The organism is Antarctobacter albus, from assembly GCF_900101505.1.
GTDB lineage: Bacteria > Pseudomonadota > Alphaproteobacteria > Rhodobacterales > Rhodobacteraceae > Antarctobacter > Antarctobacter albus.
Map to the genome: position 1 here is coordinate 84,169 of NZ_FMZI01000011.1, position 15,776 is coordinate 99,944.

13 protein-coding genes are annotated in these 15,776 nt (G+C 64.6%); 3 read left to right on the plus strand and 10 right to left on the minus strand.

What is annotated here, in order from left to right:
- Positions 1-30: 30 nt before the first annotated feature.
- Both BLQ71_RS18570 and BLQ71_RS18575 read right to left on the minus strand, forming a co-directional pair.
- Complete coding sequence (locus BLQ71_RS18570; protein WP_074622788.1) at positions 31-3,228, minus strand: calcium-binding protein; 3,198 nt, start codon at positions 3,226-3,228, stop codon at positions 31-33.
- Positions 3,229-3,585: 357 nt separating this feature from the next.
- On the minus strand, positions 3,586-4,374 hold the full coding sequence (locus tag BLQ71_RS18575; RefSeq protein ID WP_074622789.1) for a class II aldolase/adducin family protein: 789 nt from the start codon (positions 4,372-4,374) through the stop codon (positions 3,586-3,588).
- 93 nt (positions 4,375-4,467) lie between these two features.
- Between BLQ71_RS18575 and BLQ71_RS18580 the strand changes: the two genes are divergently transcribed.
- Entirely contained in the window at positions 4,468-5,415 is a 948-nt protein-coding gene (locus BLQ71_RS18580; protein ID WP_074622790.1) for a GlxA family transcriptional regulator, read from the plus strand.
- Here the strand turns inward: BLQ71_RS18580 and BLQ71_RS18585 are convergent.
- From BLQ71_RS18585 to BLQ71_RS18620, 8 genes are all read right to left on the minus strand, one after another.
- Positions 5,412-5,918: a DUF2165 family protein gene (locus tag BLQ71_RS18585; protein WP_074622791.1), complete on the minus strand. Its 507-nt coding sequence runs from the start codon at positions 5,916-5,918 to the stop codon at positions 5,412-5,414. The two genes, BLQ71_RS18580 and BLQ71_RS18585, sit on opposite strands and share 4 nt — an antisense overlap.
- Positions 5,919-5,982: 64 nt before the next feature.
- On the minus strand, positions 5,983-7,647 hold the full coding sequence (locus BLQ71_RS18590; protein WP_074622873.1) for an ABC transporter substrate-binding protein: 1,665 nt from the start codon (positions 7,645-7,647) through the stop codon (positions 5,983-5,985).
- A 113-nt stretch (positions 7,648-7,760) separates the two neighbouring features.
- Entirely contained in the window at positions 7,761-8,642 is an 882-nt protein-coding gene (locus tag BLQ71_RS18595; protein ID WP_074622792.1) for a TauD/TfdA dioxygenase family protein, read from the minus strand.
- Positions 8,643-8,646: 4 nt separating this feature from the next.
- On the minus strand, positions 8,647-10,041 hold the full coding sequence (locus tag BLQ71_RS18600) for an FAD-binding oxidoreductase (RefSeq protein ID WP_074622793.1): 1,395 nt from the start codon (positions 10,039-10,041) through the stop codon (positions 8,647-8,649).
- Positions 10,038-11,267 carry an amidohydrolase family protein gene (locus BLQ71_RS18605; protein WP_074622794.1) on the minus strand — a complete coding sequence of 410 codons (1,230 nt, stop codon included), beginning with the start codon at positions 11,265-11,267 and terminating at the stop codon, positions 10,038-10,040. The genes BLQ71_RS18600 and BLQ71_RS18605 overlap by 4 nt, the downstream gene beginning before the upstream one ends.
- On the minus strand, positions 11,264-12,058 hold the full coding sequence (locus tag BLQ71_RS18610) for a creatininase family protein (RefSeq protein WP_074622795.1): 795 nt from the start codon (positions 12,056-12,058) through the stop codon (positions 11,264-11,266). Before BLQ71_RS18610 ends, BLQ71_RS18605 begins: the two co-directional genes overlap by 4 nt.
- A complete protein-coding gene (locus BLQ71_RS18615; protein WP_074622796.1) occupies positions 12,055-12,753 on the minus strand; it encodes a glutamine amidotransferase-related protein in 699 nt (232 codons plus the stop codon). Before BLQ71_RS18615 ends, BLQ71_RS18610 begins: the two co-directional genes overlap by 4 nt.
- Before the next feature lie 286 nt (positions 12,754-13,039).
- Complete coding sequence (locus tag BLQ71_RS18620; protein ID WP_074622797.1) at positions 13,040-13,912, minus strand: LysR substrate-binding domain-containing protein; 873 nt, start codon at positions 13,910-13,912, stop codon at positions 13,040-13,042.
- A 186-nt stretch (positions 13,913-14,098) separates the two neighbouring features.
- Between BLQ71_RS18620 and BLQ71_RS18625 the strand changes: the two genes are divergently transcribed.
- Both BLQ71_RS18625 and BLQ71_RS18630 read left to right on the plus strand, forming a co-directional pair.
- Entirely contained in the window at positions 14,099-14,851 is a 753-nt protein-coding gene (locus BLQ71_RS18625; protein ID WP_162846281.1) for an HAD-IIA family hydrolase, read from the plus strand.
- Positions 14,848-15,774, plus strand: a complete 927-nt coding sequence (locus BLQ71_RS18630; protein ID WP_074622798.1) for an ABC transporter permease — start codon at positions 14,848-14,850, stop codon at positions 15,772-15,774. The genes BLQ71_RS18625 and BLQ71_RS18630 overlap by 4 nt, the downstream gene beginning before the upstream one ends.
- The last annotated feature ends 2 nt before the right edge of the window (positions 15,775-15,776 follow it).

Below are 15,776 nucleotides of genomic sequence, written 5' to 3' on the forward strand. Positions count from 1 at the left end.
TTTCCGGAGGGCGTCGGGGCGATCCCGCATCTAGAGCGTGAAGTCGTCCTCGGTCAGCCCGACCACGTTCGCCACCCGGATTTCACCATCGACCAGGCCGTCGCCGTCGACATCCACCTGGATGATGGTCGAGCCGGAGGGCATCTCCATCAGCCGCAGCTCGGGATTGCCGGAGGGGTCGAACGCCGCCGTGCCGCGGAATTCGAGCACGCCGGGCACCACCCCGGCCAGCGAGATCATGTCCACACCCTGCTCAAAGTCGAGGATCTGGTCCCGGTTGGCGTTGGCCCCCATCTCGGCTGCAGAGGCAAAGGCGAAACAATCGGCATCGGCGCCGCCGGTCAGCATGTCACGCCCCATTCCGCCGATCAGCAGATCCTCGTCATCGCCACCGCGCAGGACGTCATTGCCGCCGTCGCCGCGCAGGTTGTCGAACCCCTCGCCCCCGACAAGCGTATCCGCCCCCTGTCGCCCGATGATGATGTCGTCACCGCCCAGGCCCTGGATGAGGTTCCCCAGGTGGTTCCCGCGCAGCGCATCGCCCCAGGTCGATCCCAGGATGTTCTCGACCGAGGAATAGGTATCGCCCCGGGCGTCGCCCGTGTTCGAGGCGGGCGCGGCAAGGTCGGCGATGATACCGGCATCGGAGGACAGGTAGCTGGCCGTGTCCGTCCCCGTTCCGCCGATGAGCCGGTCGCCGCCAAGATCGCCCTGAAGCAGATCGTTGCCGCCGCGGCCGATCAACGTGTCGTCGCCGATGCCGCCGGTCAGCCCGTTGTCGTTCGGGTCGCCGCGCAGGCTGTCGGAGAAAGCGGAGCCCTCCAGGTTCTCGATACCGATGTAGCTGTCGCCTTTCGCCTCGCCCGAGTTCATCGCCGGGAATTGCAGGTCCGCGATCAGGCCAGCCGAGGAGTCGCGATACGACGCGGTGTCGGAGTCACCGCCACCGTCGAGAATGTCCATTCCCATGCCGCCGATCAAGGTGTCGTCGCCCTCCTGTCCCCGGATCGTATCGTTGCCCGCGTCGCCCCAGACAAGGTCATCGCCCGCGCCGGCCTCGATCAGGTCCGACCCGTCCGGACCGGGGGCCGTGCTGCCGCCGTGGATCGTATCGTCGCCGCTGCCGGCAAGGATGGTGTCGTTGCGGCCACCGCCTTCGAGATAGGCGGCCCCGGGCGTGCCAAGCACGATATCGTCGTTGAGGTCGCCGATGCCTTCGGCTTCGAAGGTCGTGAAGTTGAAACTTGCGCGAACGATCCCGACCGTCATGTCGGAAAATTCGAGCCCTGTGAAGCTGGTCAGGATATCCATCCCGTCCGGGCCGCTCACTTCGATGACGGGGTTGATGCCGAACTCGGTGGGATGGATGAGATAGGACCCGCGCGGCCCGGAAAAAAGCGCCGTGCTCTGGTTGTCGAGAACGGACGACCAGCTCCCGCGGAGGAGATCATTGCCGGGGCCGCCGTCGATGATCGTGTCAATTGTCGCCAAGGCGCTGATCGTATCCTCGCCCATGCCGCCGTCGGCCTGCACAAGGCCAAAGCCCGAAAGGAACATCAAGTCATCCGCAATCCTCCGAACCCCGTCGGAGAACAGGATGTCACCCAGTAGTCCCGGGCTACCGCCGCTCTGGATTTGCACCGTACGATCGTCAAAGACGAGCCGCTCGACATTGGTCAGCGTGTCGGTGCCCTCTGGCCCCTCGACCTGGACATAGCGGATGCCCGCATCCGCGTAGGAGGTCACGACATATTCCGACCGTTTCCCGTAATAGATCGCCAGATCGAGGCCGTCGCCACCGTCTATCGTGTCGTCGCCCGGCCCGCCGATCAGCGCGTCGTTATCCTCGCCGCCATTGAGGATGTCATTGCCTTCGTTGCCTTCCAGCCGGTCGCCGCCGGTGCCACCCTCGACCGTGTCGTTGCCTTCATTGCCCTTGATGATGTCGGGATCGCCGCCCCCCTGCAGCAGGTCGTCGCCGTCGTTGCCGATGATCAGGTCGTCGCCATCGGTGCCGACCACGGTGCCGGCATTGTCGAAGCCCGGAATGCTGGGCAGGATGAACTGTTCGCCGTCGGTCAGGTCAAGATAGTTGGCGACCAGTTCGGCGAATTCGACGCGGTCGATGCCGAACCATTGCAGCGTCTGTTCCAGGACCCAGGCGCTGCACTCGGCGAACCAGATTTCGTTTGCCGACCGCGCCTCGGGGTGATCCGAGGCCACCGGGTTGCCGGCATCGTCATAAAATTCGCCCGAATTGAGCGTGATGATCCTGTCGATGGAGGGGATGTAGTACTGATTGGTCGTGCCCGCGACCAGGTAGGGCCCCTCGAAGTCTCCTGCAGCGTTGTCGACAACGTCGGGGGAAAAGGCGAAGGGAGTGCCGTAGTACCCCGACGCAAGGCGGCCCTCGAATTCTTCAAAACCTGCGGAATAGAACGGGAGGAACTCGCGATCGTCAAGAAAGACCACGAACACCGAGGACGAGGGGGGGTAGTCTGCCGTATATTGTTCGTACAAGGCCTGAAGTGCCGGATCGTAGTCGGGCGAACCTTCGGTTTGTCTCAAGTCCTCAAAGCCGTATTCAACGCTCAGGCGTGAAATGACATAGGTGACCACGTTGTCGAAGAACGTCATGACATCTTCGATCTGACGCGTGATCTTGTCAGAGGCGATTTCGCCGCCCTCCAGTTCGCGCGCGACCTCCATCCTTGCGTACAGCGTGTAGGCCACGGCACCGATCGCCACCTTGATCGTTTCCAGGTCCTGTCCGGGACGAAGCAACTGTTCGGCCTGCGACAGCGCATCGCGCAGAGCGCGCGAGGCATCGGAAATGATTTCGCCCCGGTCGACGTCCTGGTCGATGGCGTAAGACGCCAACAGGTCAAGCGCGCTTTTCGCGCGTGACTGTGCACTTGCCAGAAGCTGTTGCTGCACGCCGGAAAACTGCGAAACGATAAGATCTGTCAAGGCGGCTTCGAGTTCGGTGATATCGTCGCGAAGTCCGTCGATCTCGGCCTTCAACTCTTCTCTCAACGCGGCGATCGCCGCCAGACTGGGATCCTCGACATCGCTGAAAGACCCGTTGCCGTTCACATGAGAGCCAATTTCGGATGCAATGGTGTAAACGGTGCCGGCGATTGTCAGGACGTTGGCGATTGCGCTGAATCCGTTTCCGCCCACAATGCCGGAAACGCCGCCGCTGGTGGCGGTGAAGAAGTTGGGCATGTTATTCCCCCTTGGCGCGGCAATTGTGGCGTTGTCACGATTATTGCCGCCGCCAATCTCGCCTCGCGGGATTTGAAACAATCGATGCCGAAAATTAACCATGTCTGGTCAAAACCGGGCCATCGTGCAATTTCGCCCCCCCTAAGTCAAAGGTCATTTTGCGGCGGCGTGGCCGAAGCAGATCGCCGAAATCGAGGCCGGCCATACCGGGGCGAAATATAACCCGGATACCGCCAAATGGCGTCTTCGACCGTCGTGCGGGACTGTTGTCGACGTGGCGCGAATGGCAAGCCTCTCCATCCGCGCCCGGTGTTCGCGCGCCGCCAGGGCGCTATCGCCTTTCGGTCGGCTCGCCGATCAGTCCGAATATCCCGGCATCTCGACGTCCAGCCGCCGCCGGATCGCGTGCCATTCCAGTTCCCCTTCGTAGCCGTACCACTCGCTGGCATCCATGTCGGACAGGTGGCGCGCCTGCTCTGCCTCGGGGATAGTCCGGACCGTCGCGCCACCGGCCGCCGCCTGCTGGACCTGCAATTGCACGGCACAGGCCTGATCCAGGTAGAACGACCGAAAAAAGGCTTCGCCTGCGCTGCGCCCGAAGACAAAGGCGCCGTGCCAGGCTTCGACGATCATCTTTCTGCCCTGCCCCGCCAAACGCAGACCGGACAGGAAATCATCGGTACACTCGAATTCATAGTCGGTATAGCCGATCACATCGGCGCCCCCGATCATCAGGTAGGCCTGGCTGTAGGGGCCGACGCCTTCGGCCTGGGCGCTGACGCCCATGATCGCCTTGGTGTGGATGTGCATGATGCAATTCATGCCTGGATCGGCCTCGAAGAAAAGCTTGCCGATCTCGGTCGCCGAGGGGTTCGGCTCTCCGTTTTCGGGGGTCTGGTTGGTCCGGTCAAAACCCACCTTGACCAGGTTCGAGGCCGTCACCTCCTCGTGCATCCAGCCATAGTGATGCGTCAGCAGGGCGTCCTCTCCGGGCACGCGCATGGCGTGCCACTGGTTCGTCAGGTCGGTCAGGCGGTATTTCACGAGCGCGTTGTAGATCGCCGCCAATTCGCAGCGCGCCTCCCATTCGGCATCGCTGCAATCCGCGCGGCGGCCCGGGATCGGGGTCGGGGTCATGACGGTCATGGCTTTTCTCCTGCCGGGTCTGTTTTCCGACATGCTATCGCGCCGCATTTTCCGTACTGTCCGATAAACACGAAAAACTATCCGTCAAAGCCCATGCCTCACGTTTGTTTCGTCCTTCATCCACGGTTCCAGATGCTGGCCTATGTCCTGGCGAGCGAGGCCTTGAGGATCGGCAACAAGCGGGCGGGTCATTCCCTGTTCACATGGGAAACCCGGTCGGCCCTGTCCGCCCCTGTCGAGGCCTCCAACGGGCGCAGCGTTGCGCCTGACATCCGGGGATGGGGGACCTCGACGCCGCCCGATCTTGTCCTTGTCATCGCGGGCTACGACCCGCTGGCCGTGGTGCCTTCGGGGCTTGCCGCCTTCCTGCATCGTGCCGACCGGGGCGGGGCCATCCTGGGAGGCATCGACACGGGCGTTGCCGTGCTGGCCAGTTGCGGGTTGCTGGGCAGCCGTTCCGTGGTCCTGCACCACGAGGCCGAACCGGAGTTCCGCGAGACCTGGCCCGAGATCGACGTGATCGACGCGATCTATGCCCTTGATGACCGGCGACTTTCAGCGGCGGGGGGAACCGCGACCGGGGATGCGATGCTGGCCTGGATGGCGCGGACCCGGTCCCCGGCATTCGCCGATGAGGTGGCGCAGGATCTGGTCCACGGCTCCATGCGCCCCGCCGCCCAGAGCCAGCGCCCCCAGGACACGACGGACCCAATCCTGCAGGCGATGCGGTCGTTGATGCTTGCCCACCTCGAGGCCCCTCTTCCCGTGGAAGAGATCGCCATGCGGCTGGGCCAAAGCCCCCGGCAACTGCGATCACGGTGCAGCGCCGCGCTGGGGCAGACCCCGTCGCCCTACTATCTGCGGCTCCGGCTGGACCATGCCCGCGCGCTGCTGAAAGGCACCAGAATGTCCATGACCGAGATCGCCCTTGCCACCGGCTTTGGATCACATGCGGGGTTCAGCCGGACCTTTCGCCAGGCGACAGGCCTCACGCCCCGGGCGTTCCGGACCCGCGCCCAGCCCGGGACGCAGGGCCGCTAGGCAAGCGCCACGGAGGCCGCGATCAGCACGATGGTGCTCAGCATGCCCCATTGCAGCATCTGGAAATGGGTGTTCTGGCCGCCCTCGTGGCCGAACCAGTAGCAGAAGTAATTTCCGACCACGAGAAACCCGGCCCAGACAGAGCTGAACGCCCCGGCCCCGACCAGGCCAAGCGTCAGTGCTGTCGCGACCGAAGCGGCACCAAGCAAGGCCAGCAGGACGCTGACCGCCGCCGCCCAGAGCAGCACCATCGCCAGCAGCTCGAAGGCCACGATCACCCCGAACAGCCATTTCCGCAAACGGGTGTTGGTCAGGCGGCGATAGGCGACATGCACATAGGCCTCGGGGTAGTCCTCGCGCATGCGCGCCATGTCCATCACCTCGGCGGTGTAGGTTTCGTTGAGAAAGGGATGGAACAGGTTTTCCAGGGCCCCAACGGTCATCCATGCGGCCATGAAAAAAAGGTTGGCGCCACAGAGGGCAAGAATGACGGTATCGAGCATGTCGGTCGGTCGTATCCGGGGCTGATGTGGCCCGCCCGGAACGGGGCGGACCAGGGTGGCAGGCTCAGGCCTCCCAGTACATGTACTGCGGGTACATTTCCTGCGAGATGTGGATCGCCGCGCCTTTCAGGTTGCTCTTGGAATGGTTCGCAAGGCCCCGGAAATACGGCTGAATGATCACGCCTTCATCGACCATGATCTGCTCGAGTTGCGCCATCAGGGCACGGCGCGCCTCGACATCCGGCGTCGCCAGCGCCTGTTCGACAAGCGCGTCGAACGCCTCGTTGGCAAAGCCGGTCTCGTTCCACGACGTGCCCGAGACATAGGCCAGCGCATAGGTCTGGATGCCCAGCGCGCGGTGGTTCCAGTTGGTGACGGAGAACGGATACTTGGCCCAGTCGTTCCAGAAGCTCGACGAGGGGATGACGGTCCGCTTGATGTTGATGCCTGCGTCGCGCAGCTGCGCGGCAATCGCATCCGCCGTCGCCTTCCAGAAGGCCGAGTCGAGCGAGATCAATTCATGCTCGAAATCCGCCATGCCCGCCTCTTCCAGCAGGGTCATCGCCTGCGCCGGATCGTGCAGGGCCGGGCCGATGTCGGCATAGTCGGGGTGAACCTTGGAAACATGGTGGTTTTCGCCCACGGCGCCAAGATTGTTGTAGGCCAGTTCCAGCACCACGGCATTGTCCACCGCCAGCGCCAGCGCCCGGCGGACGCGGACATCGGCATAGGGCCTGCTGCCGCCCGTTTCCGCATTCTGGTTGGTGCGCGCCAGAACCACGGCCCCGGTGGTCACGGTGTGCTTGGTCCAGCCGTCCAGGGCATCGAAGGCCGGGATGAAATCGCCCTCGGTGTCATAGGTCACGTCGAATTCATCCGCATCTGCGGCCGCGAAATGCGACGCCGGATCGGTGCCGAAGTCGATCAGTTCCACGCGGTCCATGAAGGCGCCGTTCCCGGCGTTCCACCAGGTGTGATCCGCGTTGCGCACCAGCGCGGCGGCCTCGCCGACGGTGTAGAATTCTGGCAGGTAGGGGCCGGTCCCGACGGGATTGTCGACCATCGTGGCCTCGTCAAAGCTCTCGTGCACGATGGCGGCGGGATAGTCGGACATGCCTGCGATCAGCGAGATGTCCGGCTTGGGCAGGGTGATCGTCACCGTCAGATCGTCGACGACCGTGACCGCATCCGGCAACATGGTGCCGGTTTCGGGGTCGACGATGGTCGCGAAACGGATCGCCATCGAGTTCGCCTCGACCCGGCTGTCGCACCAGCGTTCGATGTTGCGCGCCACGTCCGCAGCGGTGAAGGGATCGCCGTTGTTCCAGGTCACGCCGGGACGGACATTGAGCGTGTAAAGCGTCGCGTCCTCGTTGATGTCCCAGCTTTCCAGCAGCGCGGGCGTAAACGACCCGTCCGAGTTGTACTGCACGAGGTATTCCAGCCAGCCACGGGTAAAGTTGGCGAGGCTGTTGAAGTCGAACTTGCGCGGGTCGCGCATGCCGACGATTTCCTGCTGGATGCGGACGGTTCCGCCCACCTGCGCATGGCTGGCCGCCTGCGCCGGGGCCGGCATGCCCAGCATGGCATAGGCCGTCGCGGCCGAGGCGCCAAAGGAACAGGCCGTGGCCAGGAATTCGCGGCGGCTGACGGCATCGTCACCGAGCCGCGCCGCCGACTTGGCCAGGAAATCCGGAAGGGGTTTGCCGCTTGGCGTCGTGAAGGTCATGTTCATTCCTCTCTGTTGGGTCGTGAGGGGGACCGCCCTGTCGGGAAGCAGCGTGAGGACTGCGGGAAGGCGCGCGGCCGCAAGGGGCCCGGTCGGCCGCGCGGGTTTCGGTGTCAGGCCGGGACGCGGATGCGGTCCAGGCCGTCTTCTTCGGTGACGGTGGCGCAGATGCTGGACAGGGTGCGCGGCTCTTCATAGGGCCAGGGCGTGCCGCGGTGCATCACGGCGCGCTGGTCCCAGATCAGCACATCCCCCACCTGCCAGTTGTGCGCATAGACAAAGGCGGGCTGGGTGCAGAACTCTGTCAGCTCTGCCAGCAGCGCCTCGCTTTCGGCCTCGTCATAACCATCGACCTTGAAGGCATGGCTGGCGATATACAGCGCCTCGCGCCCGTTGATCGGGTTTTCCCAGACCGCGTTCCAATGGGTGTCCGGCCACTTGTTGAACATCGGCAATTCGGCCAGTTCAGGCGAGATCTTGCGCCGCGAATGGCTGTAACGATGCCAGATGCCACGCCCCCGGATCCTGGCCTTCATCTCTTCGGGCATCATCGCCCAGGCCGCGCGGGTCGAGGCAAGCTCTGTCGCGCCACCGGACGAGGGCACGACGCGCGCGGTAATGATATTGATCAACGCGGGCGTGGGCAGAAAGGTGCTGTCCGAGTGCCAAAGGAAGTTCGTCTTCAGGTTCAGTGTCTTGAGGTCCATCTCGCCTGAGGTGGTGCCGTCCTCCTGGACGTTCGAGACCTTGGGAATCTTGAACCCTTCGCCCGGCTTGCGCTCATCCGCCTCGCGATCCTCGATCGGGCCAAACAGCCCGGCGAGCCGCAGGTGTGTCTCGTCCGTCATGTCCTGCGCCCGGAACAGCAGCGCCGAATGCTCCTCGAACAGGGCGCGGATCTGCGGGAACAGGTGATTTGCCGTGACGGTGTTCAGGTCGATGCCCTGCACGTCCGCGCCGAAGTGTGGCGTCAGCGGTTTTGTCTGGATACTCATTGGTTCAGTCCTTGGCCTTTGCTTCGATGTCGTCTGCGGAGAGATGGCGCACCATCTCCCAGGCCCGTGACTTGCCGGGGTTCAGCAGTCCCTTGGGGTCCATGCGTTTCTTCCACGCCAGGTGCCGGTAATCGGCATTCTTCAGACCGCCGCCCTCGACGTGGTAGGTATGGGCGTCGGCCACGGAAAACCCATGCGCGCGATAGGTGTCGTCGATCTCGCGCAGGCGGGTCTCGTCGGTGAACCAGATGATCGGCAGATCGAACGCGACGATCCTTCCGTCCACCCGGGCAAATTCATGGTGCTGCCAGACGTCATCGCCCACCGCGGCGCCCAGACGCGCCACGGCCTCGGCGTCCGACGGATCGCCGACACCGTATTGCTGGTAGGTGGCCGACCGGTCGGCCTTGAGCACCTGCAGCGTGGTGTGATTGTAGGCAAACTCGAATACATGCGGGATGCCCTTGGCCTTGCGTTCGGTGTCGTCCAGCGCCAGGTCCACCGTCCCGCCCTGCGCCGCGATCAGGGCGTGAAAAGCCTCCATGTCCTCTCGCGGGACCAGCGCCACCAGAAGGTGCCGCCCCTTGGTCAAGTGCCCTTCGAGCCGGGGAAAATAGTCGACGATCCGCGCCTCGACGGTCGAGCACAGCTTGCGCCCGATCGCTTCGCTTTGCGCCAGCGCGTAACCGGCGGCATAGCAGTCGCGATAGCTGTCGAAGGTGGCCATGCAGCCGATCCAGTCGCGGGTCGGCACGGTCCGCAGCGTCACCTCTGTGATCGCACCGTTCAGGCCCCAGGCGTGGTGCAGTTGCAGCGCCTCTTCGGCGTCGAACACACGCTCCTGTGGCGCCTCCTCCACCGACAGCGCCTTAAGGCTGATGATATTGCCTTTTTCGCGCAGCGCGCCGTTCGCGATGGACCCGATCCCGGCGCTGCCCCCGGCGACAAAGCCGCCGATGGTCGCGATGTCCTGGGTCGAGGGGAACATGGCCATTTCCCAGCCCCGCGCGATAAGGGCCGCGTTGATGTCGGCCATCAAGGCCCCCGCCTCGACGCGCACGAAACCCTCACCGATTTCCAGGATCCGGTTCATCGCCGTGGTTTCTATGATCAGCCCTCCCTGCAGCGGCACGGCCTGCCCGTAGTTGCCGGTGCCGCCACCGCGCAGCACGACGGGCAGGTCATGCGCGTAAGCAACGGCCAGGCACTGCGCGAGTTCCCCGGACGTCGCGGGCCGGGCCACCAGGTCCCCGAAGCATTTCTTGAGCTGGGCGTTCAGGATCGGCGAGTACCAGAAGAAATCGCGCGAGCGTTTCTTGATCAGCACCGGTTCCTCGATCACCTCGACAGGGGCAAGCTCGGCGGCAATCGCGCGCCAGTCGGTCTGTTTTTCTGTCATGACAGGGCTCCCAAGGCGTCGGACAGGCGGCGCGGCGCGGTGCCGCCCAGCAGGTCCGAGCTGTCGGTTGCGTCGAAGACAAGCAGATCCCCGATGGCGGCCCCGTCGACGGTTCGGGGCGCCAGTCCCAGCGCGCTCTGCGCGTTGGTGGTGATCAGTGGCAGGTGGTCGCCCAGCGGCGGGTCGAGATGCGCCGCCAGCACGCTCAGGCCCAGCACATGCAAAGGGTCATGCCGCCCAATGGGGCAGAAGGCATCGCGCACGTTGTCGGCGCCGATCGTCATGGTGACGCCAGCGGCCTGCAATTCGTGCAGCCGGGTGACACCGCGCCGGTCGGGCGTGCCCCCGGTGCGGCCCTGAAGGTAGAGGTTGGTCTGCGGCAGCATGGCGACGGCAATGCCCGCCCGCGCCAGCTTGTCCGCGATCCGGGCCACGTCCACATCCGCCAGGTTTGCCAGCGAACAGGCATGGCCGCACAGGACCGGCCCCTGAAACCGCGTAGCAAGCGCCGCATCCGCGATGCGTTCCAGCCCGTCGAGCCCCTCTGCCAGACCTTCATCCACGTGGAAATCCAGCGCCAGTCCCAGCCTGTCGGCCTCGCGGAACATGTTGGCAAGCCCGGCGTCGCGCTCTGGCTGGTCAAGGACGAATGCCCCCAGCACGCCGCCCTGATCGCGGAGACCCTGCGCACAGTGACGGGCGTAGTCCGGATCGGCCATGCGCTCTATCCCCGTCAGGGCCGCACGCTGCACGGTCAGGGCACTGTCTGCGGCCAGGTCCCCCAGGATATCCCAGGCCAGTGGAACGGCCCGGGGATCGGCAGCCTCGCCCCAATCCACATGCGTCCGGACCGCGCTGCATCCGGCCTGCTCCAGCTCTTGCAGTCCCCGCGTGGCGCGGCTGCGCAGGTCTGCTGCCGTCCAGTTGACCTTGTCCGCCTTCTGCGCGGCAATGGCCGTGGCCAGGTCCCCGCCGGCACCCTGCATGCGGCCGATGCTGTGGCACTTGTCCAGGTGCACATGCGGCTCTGTCAGGCGTGGCAGGACCATGCGCCGCGGAGTGCCGCCCGAGGCGATCAGGCCGGTTGCGCGCCCGTCCCGGATGACCAGATCCCCGGCCATGCAATCCGCCGCCAGCGCGCCGCCGAACGCCGCCGGATCGGCCAGCAAGGCCCGCGGCACCAGGACGCCGGGGAGGCAGTTGTCCATCCGTTCGGGCCGCATCATGGCCGTTCCCTCCGATGGTCGAACCCTGCGAACTCGGCGAGAAAGGCCGCAAACCCGCGCGCTGTACTGTCCAGCAGGGCCGCCCCCTTGTCCGCGGTCGCGGCGGCCGCGTTGCCACAGGCCCCCTGCCCGTTCAGATCCTGCGCCAGCCAGCCGGGGCTGGCGGGCTTGCTCCCCAACCCGATGTGCGGAAAGGCGCTTTCCCAATCCGTCATCGCCGGGCGAAAATCCCGCGCCTTGCTCATGTCCACGCGGTCCGGCCGCAGGGCCAGCATTGCCGAGGTCTCGCTGTCCCCGGCATGAATGTCATGGGCATAGCTTTCCGGTGCGTAGATCCCCTGCCAATCGGCGAAGCCGCCCCAGGAGCAGCTCACCACGACAAGGTCATGCTGCAAGCGCAGATCGCGCGCGGCCACCTGCAACAGCGCGCTGTTGCCACCATGCCCGTTGAACAGAACCAGCCGCGTCACCCCGGCGCGCGCCACCGAGGCGCCGATCTCTCGCAACACGGCCAGGAGCGTTTCTGCCGAGAGCGTCAGGGTCCCGGGAAACGCGATGTGCTCGTCGCTCTTGGTGATCGTCAGGCCGGGCAACACCAGCACCGACTGCTCGGGCGTCAGGGCCGCCAGCATCCGGTCCGCCACCGCGCCGATCAGATCGCTGTCCACCGAGAGTGGCAGATGCGGGCCGTGCTGCTCGGTCGCGCCCAACGGCAGAACCGCGACCGTCTCTTGCGGCAGGTCCGGAAACGCCGCCGAAGGCAGGTCCGCCCAATAGCCCTGCACGCTCATGCCGGGCGCCCGATGAAACGGTCGAGGAACCCCTCGAACCACGCGCCCTGCACCGAGTCATGTTGCGCCAGCAGGCGGTCCTGTTCGGCGCGGTCCTGCACGCCGGGACGGCCATAGACACCGGCCTTTTGCACCTGCCAGCGGCGAAAGCCCGGCTCTGTCACTTCGGGATGGAACTGCAGGCCATAGACCGTTTCATCCATCCGAAAGGCCTGGTTCGCGTAGTTGTCATTCGAGGCAAGGCGCACAGCCCCTGCCGGCAGATCGAAGGTGTGGAAATGCGCCTGGCAGACAATCAGCGGTCGGTCGAGAAAATCGCCCGCCGTCTCTGTCGGGGTGATCTGGTAATATCCGAACTCGAAGATCTCACGTTTGCGCGCGCCGGCCCAGGCACCGTGGTGATGCGCGATCATCTGGGCACCCTGGCAGATGCCCAGGACCTTGATCCCGGCCGTCAGGCAGGCATCGATCCAGCGGTATTCCTCTTTCAGGAACGGATGCCGGTCGGTCTCGTAGACATTGTACAGCCCGCCATAGATGATGGTCGCGGCAAGATCGTCGCCCGGCACGCCAAGCGCCTCGCCGCCAAACGGGCGACGGGTATCCACCGTGTAGCCGGCGTTCTCAAGCCAGGCGGTTGCGCGATCGTCAAGGGGCTCATCCCCGTGGCGCACGGATAGCACACGCTGTCCCATATCATTCCCCTCAAAAGGAACTGGTTGCGTGGCCCTGTGGAAGATCCGTGCCAGAGATGTCCCTAAAGGCTTCCAGAACTGCGCGAAACTGGCAAGGCTTTTGTTTGATCATAAAAAGTTCAATATCGTCCGTCGGTTGACAAAATTCACTCTTTTGACGCCCCCGGATGCCCATTCTCAAGGCGGGGCAATCCCGCGGGCCGATCCGGCAAGGATCGACCTGTTCGGACGGACTGTATGGAAGATGATTCGAGGCGCCACAGGAGTTGGGCCCCGCTTGCCGGCATCACCGCAATTCGATGCCGTCGACCAATCCGAAAAGCGCGTTCAGCGTTTCCATCTTGCGTTCGACCGGGGCAAAGACCACCTCCGCGCTCGACGTATCGGCGCCCAACAGTCTCAGTTGTTTCACATCCTCGTTGCGCCCCGTTCCTGTCCGCCAGACAAAGCCGATGCCCATGCCATTGACCACCGCCTCGTAGACGCCATCCCGGTTGTCGAGGGTAAGGAACGGCGCCGGGGACACGTCGTGGCGCCGAAAATAGCGGTCGAGAACCTTCTGCGTCGACGACCCGGTCGTGCGAAAGATCAACCTGTGGCGCAGCAGGTCTTCGCAGGTGACAGCCTCTGCGCTGGCCAGAGGGTGTGACAGCGGCACGATGGCGACGACATTGTTCGTCAACAGCACCTGGCGGCGGAAACGCCCGTCCTTGGGCACCTCTGGCAGGATGCCGACGTCGACGGTGTGGTTGATGACCTGCCGCATGATCTTGTCATGCGAACCGGTGGTGACCTGCAAGGCGACCTGCGGGTAGGCCTTGTTGAAGGCCGCGATCACCGACATGCCGGGCATCGCGTTGCCCAGCCCCACGGAAAGCTCCCCCTTGGTCAGCGACCCGTGGCGCCGCAGCATCTGCTCAAGCGTTTCGTATTCGCTGATCACGCGCTCGGCCGCATCACAGAGCCTTTCGCACAGGGGCGTCGGACGCAGTTTTCCCTTTTCGCGGACGAAAAGCACCACGCCATACCCTTCTTCCAGCTTGCGCACATGCTGCGAGATTCCCGGCTGGGTGACGTTCAACTGCCGTGCAGCCGCAGCGTAAGAGCCGGATTCGGCCACTGAACGAAGCGCTTCGAGGGTGCGAAGGGGAATAGTCATGGCCGATCCAAAGCAGGTCTATGGGTTTCCCAAAGCATAGCTTTGCTTTGTCACAGCCATGTCACGGCAAGCAGGCAAATGTGCCGCCGAGGCCGGAAACGGTCGCACTCGAACTTGAACGATCACTTGTCCCCACACCAGACCACCTCGGCGCAGGTTGCGCCGAGGTCCAGGGAGCCTTTGCCCGTGGCCTCAGTACTGACCGTAAACAACCAGATCGCCAGCCAACTTTCGCCCGACCTGGTCGCGCAGGATCGTCTTGTTCTGTGCGATCTCGATGGCTGTCTTGTCTCGGAAGGCCGCGCCTACACGGATTCCGCCTCCTTCCTGCAGAGCTGCGGAGAGCGCCTGTGGCTGGTGTCCAACAATTCGTCCCATTGCGCCGCGGACCTCAGCGCCCGGCTCGCGGCGATTGGCCTGACCGTGCCGGCCAAACGGATCCTGCTGGCCGGGGAGCAGACATTGGCGCACCTGGCGCGCCTGCATCCCGGCGCGCGCCTGGCATTGTTCGCCAGCCCGGCAATGGAACAGGAAGCGCGGCGCCTGGGCTTTGCCCTGACAGGGGACAGGCCCGACCTGGTGCTCTTGTGCCGTGACACGCAACTGTCGCTGGACAGGTTGAACGCGGTCGCGGCCCTGGTCCAGGACGGCGCTGCCTTTTGGGTGTCCAATACCGATACCGCGCACCCCGGCCACGCTGGCCAGCCCATCGCCGAAACCGGCGCCCTGCTGGCTGCGCTGCGCGCCATGCTGACGGAACTGAAGTTCGAGAGCATCGGCAAACCCCACCCCCATCTCGCCGCGCTGGCGCTGTCTCGCACCGGCGTTTCCGCCTCCGAGGCCGTCTTTGTCGGGGATAACCCGGACACGGATGGCGCCATCGCGCGGGCCATCGGCACCCGCTTTGTCCTGCTTCGCCGCACGGGAGCCCCGGAATGACCCTCTATATCCTGCGCACCCTGCTCAAGATGGTGCTGACCCTGTTCGCCATCATCACCCTGGTCTTCTTTGCCACGCGCATGTCGGGCAGCCCGCTGGACACCGCCCTTGGTGACGGCCTGTCCACGGAAGATCGCGCCTTGATGATCGAGTACTTCGGTCTGGATCGATCGATCTGGCATCAATACCTCGCCTATCTGCGCGGCATCCTGGAAGGCAACTTTGGCCTGTCCTTCATCGAGCGCCGCCCCGTGGCCGACATCGTGGCCGAACGCATCTGGCCCACGCTGCAACTCCTGGGCAGCGCGCTTGCGCTGACGCTGGTGGTGTCTGTCCCGCTGGGCGTGGTCGCGGCGCTGTGGCGCGACAGCTGGATCGGCAGCGCGGTCATGGGGCTGGCCTTTATTGGCTACGCGGTGCCCAATTTCGTCATCGCCACCTTCATGGTGCTGATCTTTGCCTTCTCGCTCAACTGGTTGCCGGTGGTGGGCAACGGCACGGCCTGGCACTTCATCATGCCCACGATCGCCATGTCAGGGGTGCTGATTGCGGCTCTGACCCGGTTTACCCGCAACTCCATGCTGGACGTGCTGGGGCAGGATTTCATGCGCACCGCCCGCGCCAAGGGCCTGCCGGAAACGGTCGTGATCCTGAAACACGGTTTGCGCAACGCGGGTGTCACGGTGCTGTCGGTGCTGGGCTTGCAGATCGCCGGCATGGCGGCCGCGGGCAACGTGGTGGTCGAGGCCATCTTTAGCTGGCCCGGCATCGGAGAGCTGCTCGTCTCCGCTGCCATCATGCGGGACTACCCGGTGCTGCAATTCGGGGTGATCTCCGTCGCCTTCGCCGTGGTCGTCATCAATGCCCTCACCGACATCGCCTATGTCGTCGCGGATCCGCGCATCCGCATGGCGAAAGGATAAGA